Genomic DNA, 13760 nt, shown 5'->3' with positions numbered 1-13760 from the left:
CCAGCGCCAGGCCGGGGCCAGACCACCGTAGTCGGCGAAGATGTCCTCGACGATCTCCACGACCGTCCTGTCGTGGAACACATAGCTGTCCACCCGCTGCGACAGGAACGCCAGCCACGGCTGCAGGCGCAGCCGGTAGCGTGCCAGGCCGCCATTGCTGCCCAGCCGTTCGGCGGCGGTGATGCGTCCATGCAACGGCCGCAGGCTGCCGTCGGCCTGTTGCATCTGCAGCAGCGCGCCCTGCCCGATCAGCGGGCCCAGCGGCAGGCCCGCATCCAGCGACAGCGCCGTGATCGTCCACTGGAAACCGATGCCGTCGATCTGTTCGACGCCATCCAGCGTTTCGGCCACCAGCACGTCGCTCCCCAGCGAGGTGTGCAGCCGCAGGAAGCGCTGTGCATGCGATGGGCCGGCCAGCGCTGCCCGCAGGTTGTTTACCAGGTCCATGGTGATTCCCCGACTTCCCGTGCTTCAAGGTGGTCTGCATGCGGCGTGCGCATCGGCTTCCTCCGGTTCCCGCTTCCGCGTGGCCTGCGCCCCTGTGCGGGGCGACAGGCTCACACGATCATCAGGCGGCCTGGACGATTTCTTCCAGCTGCAGGCGGACGCCTTCGCTGATCTTCAGGCGGTAATCGCGTCCACCGGCCGTGATCTGCAGTTCGCGCACGTTGCTCACCAGCTGCGGCTTGCCCACGACCGGGGCATCCATGTGGATGCGCCAGGAACCGCGGCTGATCTGCGCGGCCACGTTGCGGGCATCCTGGCGGGCAGCGGGCACCGCGGTCTCCAGCAGCTCGATCACATGTTCGGGGCGCAGCCGGTTCCAGGCACGCACACGGTCCAGCTCACGGCCAAGGCCGAGTTCCAGGCTGTCACAGTGGTTGAGAGCCGCTTCGCGGTCGAATCCATAGAATTCCATTGCCTTCTCCATTTGCTCAGTGTCAAGACACTTTGTATTTGAAGTCACCCTTCTTGCCGGCGGTGACCTTGATGGCGTTGATCCGGTTCCCCTCGGCCATCGCCGCCAGCACGCTCTCGGCGATTTCCGGCAGCAAGGTTCCATTGAGGATGTGGTCAACGTTGCGGGCACCTGAGTCCACTTCGGTGCAACGCGCAAGCACGGCCTCCACCAGACTGTCGTCCCAGCTGAAGGTGGCCTTGTGGTTGGCAATGACGCGGTCGCGGATGCGACCGAGCTTGAGCGTGATGATCCGCGCAAGCACGTCGTCGTTGATCGGGTAGTACGGTACGACCTTGAGGCGGCCGAGGAAGGCCGGCTTGAAGCTGCGCATCAGCACCGGGCGCAGCGCGTCGGCGAGCGCGTCGGCCGCCGGAATCTCCTCGGCCGGCTTGTTCAGGCAGGCCTGCATGATCTGCGAGGAGCCGATGTTGGAGGTCAGGATGATGAGGGTATTGCGGAAGTCGATTTCGCGGCCTTCCGCATCATCCATCACGCCCTTGTCGAACACCTGGAAGAACATCTCCAGCACGTCGGGATGGGCTTTCTCCACCTCGTCAAGCAGCACCACGCTGTACGGGTTGCGGCGCACGGCTTCGGTCAGCACGCCGCCTTCGCCGTAACCGACGTAGCCCGGCGGCGAGCCTTTCAGCCCGGACACGCTGTGCGCTTCCTGGTATTCGCTCATGTTGATGGTGATCAGCTTGCGCTCACCACCATAGAGGATGTCAGCCAACGCCAGCGCGGTCTCGGTCTTGCCGACACCGGAGGGGCCGACGAACATGAAGACACCGCGTGGCTTGTTCGGGTCTTCCAGTTTGGCCGTGGCGGTGCGCACGCGCTGGGCGATCGCATCCAGCGCGTGGTCCTGTCCGATCACGCGCTCGACCAGCAGGTTTCCGAGCGTGCGCACGGTACGGATCTCGTCCTTGACCATGCGGCCCAGCGGCACGCCGGTCCATGCCGACACGATCTCCGCGACCACGGTTCCGTCGACCTGCAGCGGGACCATCGGCGTCTCGCCCTGCAGCTCGCGCAGCTCGGCCTGCAGTCGCGCCAGTTCAGCATGCTGCGGCGACAGTTCCGGCTTGGCCTTGCCGCGCTTGGCGGCCGGCTTGGCCACGGCGACGTCGCCCTCACCGTCATCGCTGGGCGCTTCGCCATCGGCCGCCTGGGCCTGGCCCTGCTCCATCTGCTGGCGCAGCGCGGCAATGCGGCCTGCCAGTTCGCGCTCGCGGGTGAGGCGCTCCTCATTGCTGGCCAGCACCGCCTGCGCTTCCGCCTGCTGGGCATGCAGCTCGTCCAGGCGCTCGCTGTGCTGTGCACTGCCCCCTGCGGTTTCGCGCTGCAGCGCGCTGATTTCCGCCTGCAGGCGATCCAGGTGCTTGCGGGTGTCTTCGATGATCGCAGGCGTGGCGCTCTGTCCAAGCGCGACCTTCGCGCAGGCGGTATCCAGCACGCTGACAGCCTTGTCCGGCAGCTGACGACCACTGATGTAACGGTGCGACAGACGCACGGCTTCGGTCACCGCTTCGTCCAGCACGCGGATGTTGAAGTGCGACTCCATCAACCCGACCATGCCGCGCAGCATCGCTGCGGCCAGCACTTCACTGGGCTCTTCAACCTTGACCACCTGGAAGCGGCGGGCCAGCGCCGCGTCCTTCTCGAAGTACTTCTTGTACTCGCTCCAGGTGGTCGCCGCGATCGTGCGCAGCTCACCGCGGGCCAGCGCCGGCTTGAGCAGGTTCGCCGCATCGTTCTGGCCGGCGGTTCCACCGGCGCCGATCATCGTATGCGCTTCATCGATGAACAGGATGATCGGATGCGGGCTCTTCTTGACCTCGTCGATCACGTTCTTCAGGCGGTTCTCGAACTCGCCCTTGACGCTGGCGCCGGCCTGCAGCAGCCCCATGTCCAGCGTGTGCAGCTCGACACCCTGCAGCACCTCCGGCACATCCTTGTCGGCAATGCGCCGGGCAAGCCCTTCGACCACGGCGGTCTTGCCCACGCCGGCTTCGCCGGTGAGGATCGGGTTGTTCTGGCGGCGACGCATCAGGATGTCGATCACCTGGCGGATCTCGCCATCACGGCCGATCACCGGATCGATCTTGCCCTCACGGGCGCGCTGGGTCAGGTTGGTGGTGAACTGGTCCAGCGCCGGCGTCTTGGACAGGCCACCCTTGGCCTCGCCGGACACGGCATCCTCGCCCTCACCGCCCTCTTCCTTCGCCGAGGCATCGGCGAAGCGGACGGTCTGCACCGCCTCCTGCGAGCCCTCGGTGAGCTTGGCGAAGTCGTGCTTGAGCTCTTCGCGCTTGAAACGCACGAACAGCTTCGAGCCACGGTAGGCCAACTGCGCCAGGTCCGGCTCGGTCAGCAGCGCCAGCAGCAGATGGCCGCTACGGATGCGGGTGGTTTCCGAGTCCAGCGAGGCGATCAGCCAGGCGTGCTCGAACAGCTTGGGAATGTGCTGGGAAAACACCGGCGTGCGGCCGTTGCCGGTCTTGAACTGACTGATCTCATCGTTGAGATCACGCTCCAGCGATTCCGGCAGGATGCCGCTGCGACGGGCAATCAACACGAAATCGCTCTGCGGCTGCTCGAGCAGGGCCAGGAACAGATGCTCCAGGTCCACCTCATAGTTGCCGCGCGCCATGCACAGGTTCGCGGCCCGCTCGGCCGCCTGGCGGCAGGTGTCGTCCAGCTTGCTGATCAGGGTCTTGAGGTTGATGCTCATGCGGAAACACGCACTCCTTGCTGGAACCGTTCGAGGACCGCAGGCACGGACGCCTGCGGCGGGTTGTCATTGCAGCGTGTGGATGCCATAGGTGGTGTCCTCACGCGATGTGGTCTGCGCCTGGGTGCACATGTAGCTGTCCCAGCCCAGCCGAGCGCCGCCGCCGCTGCCGAGGGCGCTGCCCTGCACATCCTCGGCGCGCAGCACCAGCCGCACTTCGTACTCGAGAACGCCGCCGGTCAACAACGACAACCACTTGGACAGGGCTTCGGCCGCACTGCCACCCGGCAGGAAGGCGTCGAACTGATCGCGCCGCAGCGGCCCGATGCGCAGTCGCATGCGCAGGTCTCGCTGCCAGACGCGATCGCCAGCCAGGGCACTCGCCCCCAGCACCGCATTGGCCTGGCCCAGCCGCGTTGCCTGACCGGCAGGCACCCGGTACCACGCGCCGACAAACTGCTCCAGGTGCAACGGCACCTGGAAATAGTCCGACAGGATGCGCTGCATCAGCACGGCAGATACGGGGCGCTGGCGCACGGCACCGGCGTAATAGGCAACGGCCTGATCGAAGATCTCGCCCTCGCCCTCGTGCAGGCGATCGCGCAGCTCGCTCATGCCCATGCCGAGCAGCGAGAGCACCAGCGGCAGGAAGCGCTCGCGGCGATCCAGTTCGTACTGCAGCGCCAGCCGATGCTTCTTCCACGCCGCGTAGTGCAGCGATACGGCGCGTGTGGAGAAGATGTCCAGGAACGCGCGCGCGGTGCGGTCGCGCTGGTACAACTCGCGCAGCTGCAGGGTCTCGGTGTAATGCAGCGGCAATGCGCCAGCGGTGCCCAGCAGGCCCATGAACTGCGGAGTCAGGTGGACCTCGGCCAGCTCCTCGCCGTGCAGCGCCTGCTCGATGGCCTCGCGCCCCTCCAGCCGCTCGCCCTTCAGCGAGTAGACCTCACCCTCCGCGGACAGCTCGGTGGCCGGGAAGCCCAGCGACAGCGAGTTGCGGAAGCGCACGCGCATCGGCACGGCCTGGCCGGGCTTGACGCCTTGCCGCTGGAACACCTGCTCAAGCAACCGCACCGCCTGGAAGAACTGGAAGCGGTGGGGCTCGGTGAGCAGCTGCTGGGCTACGCCAGGATCGATTCGCCGCTGCGCGCTGGGCATCGGACGATCTCCTCCCCGCTGTCGCCGGAAACCAGCACCAGACGGGTAAAGCTGTTGGCATGCACGTAAAGTGCGAAGAAGTGGTCCATCACCTGGGCAAAGGCGGCCACACCGGTACCCACGAAGTGGGCTTCATTGATCGTCAGGCGGATCTCCAGGCCACGCACCACCGAAGCGAACTGGCGACCATGCATCCAGGTGGTGGTCGGGGTCTGCTGCAGCTCAAGGATGCCGTCGATCTGGCGAGCGGAAACATTGCTGCCGGACAGGTCATACAGGCGCAGCATCTCCTTCAGCGCTGGCAGGCCGCTGGCGGTCAGTGACAGCTGGTTCAACGACAGGTGCGAGATCAGGCGCCACTGCGCATTGCGGCCATGGCGGAAACGCAGCGGTTTGGTCGGTTTGCGCAGCAGGCTGATCGCCCTGGCCGGGCTGCCTCCCTCGATGTTCAGGTCACCACCGGCCACACCGAACGCCAGCTGGTTGGGCAGATCGCGGTTGCTGCAGGTCAGCTCCAGGCTGACCGTGTCGGTCTGCGGAAGTACCGGATTGAATGACAGGTCAACGAAGCTGATCTCCGTCTCGAAACCGGGGCTCTGCCGTGCGACATCCTCATCACGACGTGCCACCCAGTACTGACCGGTCCGCTCCGGATCTTCACCGTGATGCAGCGAGTAGAACGGACGGAAGGCCTGGATCAGTTCGCCCTGCGGTGTCTGCCGGATGCGGTGCACCGAGTCGATCGAGTGCACCTCGTAGGCGAAGGCGCGACGCGCGTCAGCCAGCACCGGATAGTTGACCGTGCGATGGGTGACGCGGATCGGCTCGCCACTGGTCCTGAACAGGTTGACGATGGGGGTGCAGCCCAGGCGCACGTTGTGCGTTCCCAGCTCCTCCAGCACCATCGTGTTGCCCCGGTCCTGGCCCTGCGCATGCAGCACCAGGTGAAGCGTGAAACGACGGCTGGCGCCGGCGGTCACTGTGGGCAGGTGCAGATCGACGAATCCGAACTTCTCCGGATAGGCGAACAGCTCGGTCAGCAGCCGGTACGCCGGATGCGAGCGCGCCGGGAAGTCGATCAGCGCCTCATCCTCGGCAAAGCCCACCGGGCTCAGGGGGACCTTTTCCAGGCGTCGCCAGCGGCCATCGCCATCGGATTCGACATAGGCCGCCTTTACCCCGAGCATCAGCGCATCGCGCAGAGCGGCCCGCACCGACGGCTCGCCATCCAGGAACAGGCGAAGCTGATCGGTGCCCAGCTGGCCGAAGCCGAGCTGATCGGACAGCAGCTGGAAGCCCAGCGAGATCTGGCCGCCGGTGCCCGCCGGCAGCGTCGTGGCCATCGGTGCATCGGCGACACTGCGGTAGACCACCTGCTGTACCCCGACCGGTGCCAGGACCACGTCGTAGGCGGTGCGGAAATCACACGGAACGCCACGCACGGGGCGGCTCTGCAGGGCGGTACCGCGGGGTACGCGCACCGGCGCGCTCAGTTTGGAGGCTACCCCTTCCATGTCGAAGTGGGCGATCGAGCACGACGGGAATGGGCGTAGGTAATGTGGATAGAGCACATCCAGCAGCGCGTCGGTGAACTCGGGATAGTCGTCCTCGATGCGCTTGGAAACGCGGGCACTGAGCAGCGCGAACGCTTCGATCAGCCGCTCGACATGCGGGTCCTGGCTGCCCTCCGCGGACAGTTGCAGGCGGCCGGCAATCTTCGGGTAACGCTCGGCGAACTCGCGTCCGTAACGACGGAGATAGGCCAGTTCGCGTTCGTAATAAGGAAGCAGGTCCTGCATCAGCCGGCCTGCGTGCGACGTGCGCGGGTGACCTGGTACTGCAGGGTCGAGGGCTGCAGCATCGCGTCGAAGCTGACCGGCTCGCGCGCCGGTTCCAGATCCAGCAGCGCATGGATGGTGAAGTGCAGGCCGCCGGCAAACTGATTGCCGGCGTCCAGGTGCACGTTGACGTTGCGGAGCCGGCGCTCGTGGCGCGCCACGGCCTGCTCCAGGGAGCGGCAGATGGCGGCGCGATCATAGGCGTTGGCCAGGCTCATCGCGGAGAAATCGGCCAGCCCGTAGGTCAGCAGCGACTGCCGGCAGTTGGGGAACTCCTTCATGTCGCCTTCCTGGAACGCGGCGCGCGAATTCAGCAGCCCTTCCAGGTCACGGGCAATGGATTCCTTGTACTGCTCCAGCGAGACGGACTTGAATACCGGCCCGGCGCCCGGCTGCTTGGGGGCGTCGTCGAACAGTTTTTCCAGCAGGCTGGGTTCGAGTCCCTTCATTGGTCGATCCACTCAGGTTCGGCATCCGTGCGGGCGGCAGCGGTGCGGCAGAGACAGGGCCGTTCCTGGCCCTGCCCGACGATCAGACTGCGATGGCGCACGAGGCGCCATCGCAGTGACACAACATCACACGGTGTAGTTCGGGATGTTCTTGGTTGCGCTCCACTGCGCCACGGTCTTGCCACCAACGCCGCCTTCCGGCTTCTGCTGCTGGTAAGTCCACTTGATGGCGCCGAAGCTCAGCTGAACAACTTCCTGCGGCATGCCTTCCTTGTCCACCGTCGTGGTGACGCGGTGGACCAGCACGTTCAGCAGCTCGACCGTGTAGTAATTGATCGCGTTGCCGTCCTTGTCGGCGCGCATGAACTGGATCTGCGCCTTCGGGAAGGTGGTGCCGTTGGAGGCGGCCTGGTTCAGGGCCGTGGAGGCGAGGTCGATCGACTTGGTGATTTCGATCGGGGACAGGTTCACGCGGGCAGCGGTGGTGCCGCCGGAGGTCGACGCGGTGGCCGAACGCGGCTGCAACAGGTCCTGCGAGAACGACTGGATTTCAATCCAGTCCTTGTGCTTGTCGTCGTGCGACTCGCCCTTGATGGTGTCAATCGAGAGGAAAGCGTGCTGCATATCTGGTCTCCTAAATTCCGTTCTTCCGTGAGATTTGATGTGCCAGGCGGGGGCCTGGCGGTTAAGGGGGGCTGCGCCCTCTTGAAATAAGCGTCACTGCAATCCGGGGAGCGGACTCCCCTGGACGCTTCAGTTGCAGCAAACCGTTACGACTTTTTCGCGGACGCCGGCAGTTCGGCGACCAGACGCAACGAAACAGACAGCTCATCGAGCTGGAAATGCGGCCTGATGAAGGCCACCGCGCGGTAGACACCAGGCTTGCCCGGCACCTCCGAAACCTGCACAGATGCCTCGCGCAACGGGAACTGGGCCTTGGCTTCCTGCGATGCGTTGTCGTCCAGCAGCACGTACTGGGCGATCCACCGGTTCAGGAATTCCTCGACGTTGCCCGCCGATGCGAAGCTGCCGATCTTCTCGCGCATCATCGCCTTGAGGTAATGGGCGATGCGCGACACCGCGAAAATGTACTGCAGCTGGGCAGACAGGATCGCGTTGGCGTTGGCCGAATCGGTGTTGTACTTCTTCGGCTTCTGTGCCGACTGTGCGCCGAAGAACGCGGCGTAGTCGGTGTTCTTGCAGTGCACCAGCGGCATGAAGCCGAGGTCACTGAGTTCCTTTTCACGACGGTCGGTGATGGCCACTTCCGTCGGGCACTTCAGCGCGACTTCGCCATCATCGGTGCGGAAGGTATGGGTCGGCAGGTCCTCGACCAGGCCGCCACCTTCCACGCCACGGATTGCCGCGCACCAGCCGAAGTTCTCGAAGGCCTGGGTCAGGCGCGCACCCATCGCATAGGCGGTGTTGCACCACAGGAACTTGCTGTGGTCGGCCGCTTCGATCTCCTCGACGAAGTTGAAGCCTTCGACGGTGGTGCCATCCTTCGGGTTGTACGGCAGACGGCCGAGGAAGCGCGGCATGGTCAGACCGACATAGCGGCTGTCCTCACTCTCGCGGAACGACTTCCACTTCGCGTACTCGACCGTGTCGAACACCTTGGCCAGGTCGCGCGGCTTGCCCAGATCGGTGAAGGTTTCCAGGCCGAACATGCCTTCACTCGCTGCCGAAATGAACGGCGCGTGCGCGGCGGCAGCCACGTGCGACATCTGCTCGATGAAGTACATGTCCTCCGGCTGGCGGCCGAGGAAGTAGTCGCCGATCAGTGCGCCGAACGGCGCGCCACCGAAGGTGCCGAACTCTTCTTCGTAGACCTTCTTGAACAGCGCGCTCTGGTCGAAGTCGATGGCCGACTTGAAATCCTTGACCAGATCCTTCTGCGGCGAATTGAAGACCTTGATCTTCATGTTCGGGCCGGTGGAGGTCTGCTGGCACAGGTAATGCAGGCCTCGCCAGCTGCCTTCCAGCTTCTGGAACGGTTCGGCATGCATGACGGCGCTGAGCTGCTCGGAGATGATCCGGTCGATCTCGGCGATGCGCGCATCGAGGGTGAGGTTGAGGTTGTCGGAGACGACCACGGTGCCGTCCAGGACTTCCTTCGCCAGCGCGGCGATGATGTCCTTGGCGCGGTCATGCTCGGTCTTCGACTTGGCGACCTTGCTCTTCTCGACGATCTGGTCGAGCAGGCCGACGTCTTCGGCAACGGCGGCCTGCGTGGCCAACGGGCTGGCTTCGGCTGACATCGGTCAGTCCTCCTTGGTCACGCCGAGCTTCTTCAGCTGCTCGGTGTTGTTGAGCACATCGGTCAGCAGGTCTTCCAGCTTCTCGTTGCCGGCCAGCTTGTTGCGCAGGTCGGCGAGCTTGGTGCGCGACTCGAGCAGGCGCCGCAAGGGCTCGATCTGCTGGACCACCGCCTCGGGACGGAAGTCATCGATGGAGTTGAACTTCAGCTCGACGCCGAATTCGCCGCCTTCGTCGCTGATCTTGTTCGGCACGCGATAGACCGCACGCGGGGCGATGCCTTCCATCACTTCGTCGAAGTTGTCCATGTCGACGCTGACGAACTTGCGATCCTTGACCTTGGGCAGCGGCTGCTCCGGGTTGCCGCTGAAATCGCCCATCACGCCGACCACGAACGGCAGTTCCTTCTGCTCGATCGCGTCACCCTTCTCGACATCGTAGGTGAGCTGGACGCGCGGCGGGCGGATCTTCTGCAGCCGCTTCTGGATGCTTTCCTTCTTGGCCATGTGTGTCTCCTGACTGGGGCCGGGTCCGGATCAGTTGCCGATGTTCTGGAACGGATCGGAGTTGTTCGAGCGGGCAGCGGGCTTGGCCGGCTGTGCAGCGGGCTGCGCGGCAGCGGCGGGCGCGGCGGCACGGCCGGCACGGGCGCGGCTGCGCGGCTTCGGCTTGGGCGCCGGATCGAGAATGGCATCACCCATGGTGTTGCGCAGGGTGGTAGCCAGGGTCTGCGCTTCCTTGCGGGCAGTATCGGAAGCCAGCGCGCCGCGCCCCTGCAGGCGGGTCAGCGACTGGTTGGCAATGCGGAAACCGGCCACCGTGATCACGCCATCGGCGACCAGATCGCTGGGATCGCGCTGCAGCACTTCCTCGGCAGCCACAATGGCGCGGGCATACTGGCCCTGGTCGAACTGCAGCTGAGCGATGCGCACCCACGGCTCCTTGCGCGTCGGATCGGCCTTCGCCGCTTCCTCGAATGCGCTGATGGCGGCATCCGCGCCACCGGTGGTGACCTGTGCTTCGGCATTGCTCAGCGTCGTTTCGAACGGCACGACCTCGGCCTTCTTCGGTGCCGATGAGCAGGCCGCCAGGCCCGACAGCAACATCAGCGCGAACATCGGCCGGTAGACAGCCTTCCCCATTGCCTTCACTTCCATAGTGATCCCTCGTCGAAATTAGTTCCTAAAGGAAGCCGAATCGCCGCCGATACACCGCACGGGATTCCTGCCCCTGTCGGCGGCAGTGTACATTCGCGAATACGCATCGGTATAGTGAATTTCGTCAAGAATGTGGCGGTTTTGATAGACACATTCTTCACATTCCAATGTGATATCCGCGAGCGAAATCCGTTGCATACGTGACTTTCACCCCGCCCTTCGAGCCCGCCGACTCCAGATGAATGCGCAACTCTCCTCATTTCGCCGCGTGATATCCGTCACGATTTTCTCCTTCATTGTTTCGGGTTCCCTTGCCGGTTGCGCCAGCGACAGCAAGCTCGGGAAAGCGATGGACAAGACGCTGCAGGCCGTCGGCATCCGCGAGGAAAAGCCGAAAGCGCCACCGACCGTCCCATTGCGCCTGTATGCCGGCACCAACCTCAATGCCGGCAACGACAAGCGGGCGAGCGCGGCGGTGGTCAAGGTCTACCACCTGCGCAGCCTGCAACGGTTCGAACAGGCGCCCTTCAACGCATTCCTGGACCAGGCCGGAGAGCAGGCCGCCCTCGGTGCCGACCTGCTGTCGGTCAATGAGGTGGTGCTGACCCCCGGGGCCCGGCAGGAATTGTCCGAGCAGCTGAGTGAAGGAAGTGCAGTGCTGGGCGTGGTCGCCCTGTTCCGCGCCCCCGCCGAGAACCGCTGGCGGCTCGCGTTCGACACCAAGGGCAAGACCCTGCCGCAGGACGGTGTGACCATCGGTGTCCACGCCTGTGCCCTGACCAGCGACAGCAAGGCCCTGCTCACACGACTTTCCGGCGATCCGGGCAGTCTTGCCTCGATCCGCTGTGCAGGCGCGAAATAGGACCGCGTCGGAATTCTGGCACTCAAATTGCCGCAATGCGATAGTATCTTCCGCGCAACGTTTGCCCCGCCGCAATCAATGTGCGATGTGATTCACATTTTCACATTGCAAGGCAGGGCCTTCGCCGCAGCGGAACGCGAGGACGGCGGAACCGGCCCCCAAGGGGCAACCTTTCAAGGTATTTCCAAGGATTGAATGTGGCTTATGTAAGCAGGATGTCGAAGGTTCTCTGGGGTGAAGGGCTGTTCCTGCGGCCCCAGCATTTCCAGCGCCAGGACGCATATCACGAGGCACGGCTGCAGGATCTTTCGCAGACGCTGCACCCGTACGCGTGGGGCGCGCGCCGCGTGCGTTTCGACCCCCATGCGTTGTCCGGCGGCACGTTGAGGCCGCTCGACCTGTCGGCGGTGTTTCCCGATGGCGAAACCTACGACGCCCCGGCGCACGACAGCCTGCCGGACGCGGTGTCGCTGCAGGATCTGCCGCCTGGCGTGCAGTCCACGGTGATCTACCTGGCACTTCCGCTGCTGCGCGATGACGGCGCCAACTGCACCGATGCGGAAGGCACCGTGCTTGCGCGCTATCGGCAGGCCAACCGCGATACGCAGGACCTGTTCACCGATGCGGTGGAGGCCGAACTGGCCTACCTGAGCAAGGCGGTGAAGCTGCTTACCGACGACCAGCCCCGTGATGCCTATGCGACCGTGCCGGTGGCGCGTGTGCGCCGCACCTCCAGCGGCGGCTTCGAGCTGGACGATGAGTTCATCCCGCCCTGCGCGCAGCTGCAGGCCTCGCCGTTCCTGCATCGTGAACTGCGTGCGGTGCTCGATGCGCTGCAGGCCAAGGTCGATGCGCTGTACGGGCTGCATCGGCAGACGTCGCAGAACATCATCGAATTCCGCTCGGGCGACATCGCGTCGTTCTGGCTGCTGCACACGATCAACAGTTCCTTCAGCGCGCTGGCCCATCTGCTGCATCATCCGCAGCTGCATCCCGAGCGCCTGCACCAGGAACTGCTGCGCATGGCGGGCGCACTGCTGACCTTCTCCAACGCCTACCAGCTGGGCGACCTGCCAGTGTACCGCCACGACCAGCCGGAAGCTTCGTTCCGCAAGCTGCTGGAGATCGTGCGGGCACTGCTGGATACGGTGATCTCCACGCGCTACTTCAAGATCGCGCTGAACGAGGTCAAGCCGTCCTACCACCTCGGTCGGCTGGACTCGCAGCGGATCGACGGGAATGCCTCGTTCTACCTGTCCGTCTCCGCCTCGCTGCCGGCGCAGGAGCTGATCCAGAGCGTCCCGGTGCGCTTCAAGGTCGGCGCGCCGGACGACGTCGAGAAGTGCGTGCTGTCCGCACTGCCAGGCGTGAAGCTTACCCACGCCGCGCAGGTGCCGGCAGCGATCCCGGTGCGCCCGGGCAGCCATTACTTCGAATTTGATTCGCGCGGTGCGCTGTATGAGCGCATGCTCAAGGCGCAGTCGGTGATGATCTATGTGCCGGCCGGCATTGCCGAGCTGAAGATGGAACTTGTGGCGGTGACCTCATGATGAATTCCCCCCTGCCCCCGACCCCGGGCCCGATGCCGTCGCTGACCGCCAATGGCGCGATGGTCAATCCAACGCCGCAGGCGGCCAATCCGCAGAGCCTGCAGGATCTGATGTCCGACGGCTTCTACCTGCTGCTTCTGCTCAAGCGTGGCCAGTTGCCGCACGACGCAGAGGGCTTCGTGCAGACGGTGCAGAAGTTCCTCGATGGCGTCGAACGCAACGCGATGCGGCTTGGCGTGGCGTCCGAAGATGTCTACGCCGCCAAATACGCGTTCTGCGCCGCGGTGGATGAGGCGATCCTGTCGCAGCCGTCGCCGCTGCACGAAACCTGGGAACGCAATCCGCTGCAGTTGCGCCTGTTCGGCGAGCACCTCGCCGGCGAGCACTTCTTCGACCGGCTGGAAGAACTGCGCCGCCAGGGCGCGGCGCGCCTGCCGTCGCTGGAGGTCTATCACTACTGCCTGCTGATGGGCTTCGAGGGCAAGTACCGTATCGAAGGCACCGAGAAGCTGGGCTATCTGACCGCGCGCCTGGGTGACGAGATCGTCTACCTGAAGGGCAAGCGCCACGGCTTCGCCCCGCACGCGCTGCCGCCCGACAACGTGCGCCATGGCCTGCGCCGGGTCGTGCCGCTGTGGCTGCCGGCCGTGGTTGTCGGCTGCTTCGGCATCGTCGCGTTCTTCGGCATGCGCGCCTACCTCGGACACGAAACCCGTCAGCAGCTGGCCGCCTACAACGACGTGGTGCAGATGCCTGAGCGCACCGCCCACATTACGATCACCCTCCCATGAG

13 protein-coding genes are annotated in these 13760 nt (G+C 64.9%); 3 read left to right on the top strand and 10 right to left on the bottom strand.

The features are described from left to right. From AC5P76_RS13920 to AC5P76_RS13875, 10 genes are all read right to left on the bottom strand, one after another. A partial coding sequence (locus AC5P76_RS13920; RefSeq protein ID WP_495222782.1) for a contractile injection system protein, VgrG/Pvc8 family occupies positions 1-447 on the bottom strand: 447 nt, incomplete at its 3' end. Between the two features lie 121 nt (positions 448-568). Then, positions 569-919, bottom strand: a complete 351-nt coding sequence (locus AC5P76_RS13915; protein WP_053520392.1) for a hypothetical protein — start codon at positions 917-919, stop codon at positions 569-571. Positions 920-941: 22 nt separating this feature from the next. Beyond that, on the bottom strand, positions 942-3695 hold the full coding sequence (tssH, locus tag AC5P76_RS13910) for a type VI secretion system ATPase TssH (protein ID WP_253120209.1): 2754 nt from the start codon (positions 3693-3695) through the stop codon (positions 942-944). A gap of 66 nt (positions 3696-3761) precedes the next feature. Continuing rightward, a complete protein-coding gene (gene tssG / locus AC5P76_RS13905; protein ID WP_053520394.1) occupies positions 3762-4853 on the bottom strand; it encodes a type VI secretion system baseplate subunit TssG in 1092 nt (363 codons plus the stop codon). Then, positions 4817-6652, bottom strand: a complete 1836-nt coding sequence (gene tssF, locus AC5P76_RS13900) for a type VI secretion system baseplate subunit TssF (RefSeq protein ID WP_053520395.1) — start codon at positions 6650-6652, stop codon at positions 4817-4819. The genes tssG and tssF overlap by 37 nt, the downstream gene beginning before the upstream one ends. Then, positions 6652-7140, bottom strand: coding sequence for a type VI secretion system baseplate subunit TssE (gene tssE, locus AC5P76_RS13895; protein WP_180877011.1), 489 nt, complete (start codon positions 7138-7140; stop codon positions 6652-6654). Before tssE ends, tssF begins: the two co-directional genes overlap by 1 nt. 126 nt (positions 7141-7266) lie before the next feature. Continuing rightward, complete coding sequence (locus tag AC5P76_RS13890; RefSeq protein ID WP_006465355.1) at positions 7267-7764, bottom strand: Hcp family type VI secretion system effector; 498 nt, start codon at positions 7762-7764, stop codon at positions 7267-7269. Positions 7765-7910: 146 nt separating this feature from the next. Further along, a complete protein-coding gene (gene tssC, locus AC5P76_RS13885; protein ID WP_053517619.1) occupies positions 7911-9401 on the bottom strand; it encodes a type VI secretion system contractile sheath large subunit in 1491 nt (496 codons plus the stop codon). Positions 9402-9404: 3 nt separating this feature from the next. Next, a complete protein-coding gene (gene tssB / locus AC5P76_RS13880) occupies positions 9405-9905 on the bottom strand; it encodes a type VI secretion system contractile sheath small subunit (protein ID WP_053517620.1) in 501 nt (166 codons plus the stop codon). A gap of 30 nt (positions 9906-9935) precedes the next feature. Further along, positions 9936-10556, bottom strand: coding sequence for a tetratricopeptide repeat protein (locus AC5P76_RS13875; RefSeq protein WP_180877009.1), 621 nt, complete (start codon positions 10554-10556; stop codon positions 9936-9938). Positions 10557-10794: 238 nt separating this feature from the next. Here AC5P76_RS13875 and tssJ point away from each other — a divergent pair, with 238 nt between their 5' ends. From tssJ to icmH, 3 genes are all read left to right on the top strand, one after another. Then, positions 10795-11418, top strand: coding sequence for a type VI secretion system lipoprotein TssJ (gene tssJ, locus AC5P76_RS13870; protein WP_053517622.1), 624 nt, complete (start codon positions 10795-10797; stop codon positions 11416-11418). 215 nt (positions 11419-11633) lie between these two features. Continuing rightward, positions 11634-12968, top strand: coding sequence for a type VI secretion system baseplate subunit TssK (gene tssK / locus AC5P76_RS13865; RefSeq protein ID WP_053517623.1), 1335 nt, complete (start codon positions 11634-11636; stop codon positions 12966-12968). Next, positions 12968-13759, top strand: coding sequence for a type IVB secretion system protein IcmH/DotU (gene icmH / locus AC5P76_RS13860; protein ID WP_065175286.1), 792 nt, complete (start codon positions 12968-12970; stop codon positions 13757-13759). The genes tssK and icmH overlap by 1 nt, the downstream gene beginning before the upstream one ends. Position 13760 lies beyond the last annotated feature (1 nt).

Source organism: Stenotrophomonas sp. YJH_SMC_36 (assembly GCF_059369935.1).
This window is presented reverse-complemented; position numbering and strand designations above follow the sequence as displayed.

Coding starts and splice junctions, on each gene's coding strand:
- AC5P76_RS13915 (WP_053520392.1), bottom strand. CDS start 919: ATGGAATTCTATGGATTCGACCGCGAAGCGGCTCTCAACCACTGTGAC.
- tssH (WP_253120209.1), bottom strand. CDS start 3,695: ATGAGCATCAACCTCAAGACCCTGATCAGCAAGCTGGACGACACCTGC.
- tssG (WP_053520394.1), bottom strand. CDS start 4,853: ATGCCCAGCGCGCAGCGGCGAATCGATCCTGGCGTAGCCCAGCAGCTG.
- tssF (WP_053520395.1), bottom strand. CDS start 6,652: ATGCAGGACCTGCTTCCTTATTACGAACGCGAACTGGCCTATCTCCGT.
- tssE (WP_180877011.1), bottom strand. CDS start 7,140: ATGAAGGGACTCGAACCCAGCCTGCTGGAAAAACTGTTCGACGACGCC.
- AC5P76_RS13890 (WP_006465355.1), bottom strand. CDS start 7,764: ATGCAGCACGCTTTCCTCTCGATTGACACCATCAAGGGCGAGTCGCAC.
- tssC (WP_053517619.1), bottom strand. CDS start 9,401: ATGTCAGCCGAAGCCAGCCCGTTGGCCACGCAGGCCGCCGTTGCCGAA.
- tssB (WP_053517620.1), bottom strand. CDS start 9,905: ATGGCCAAGAAGGAAAGCATCCAGAAGCGGCTGCAGAAGATCCGCCCG.
- AC5P76_RS13875 (WP_180877009.1), bottom strand. CDS start 10,556: ATGGAAGTGAAGGCAATGGGGAAGGCTGTCTACCGGCCGATGTTCGCG.
- tssJ (WP_053517622.1), top strand. CDS start 10,795: ATGAATGCGCAACTCTCCTCATTTCGCCGCGTGATATCCGTCACGATT.
- tssK (WP_053517623.1), top strand. CDS start 11,634: ATGTCGAAGGTTCTCTGGGGTGAAGGGCTGTTCCTGCGGCCCCAGCAT.
- icmH (WP_065175286.1), top strand. CDS start 12,968: ATGAATTCCCCCCTGCCCCCGACCCCGGGCCCGATGCCGTCGCTGACC.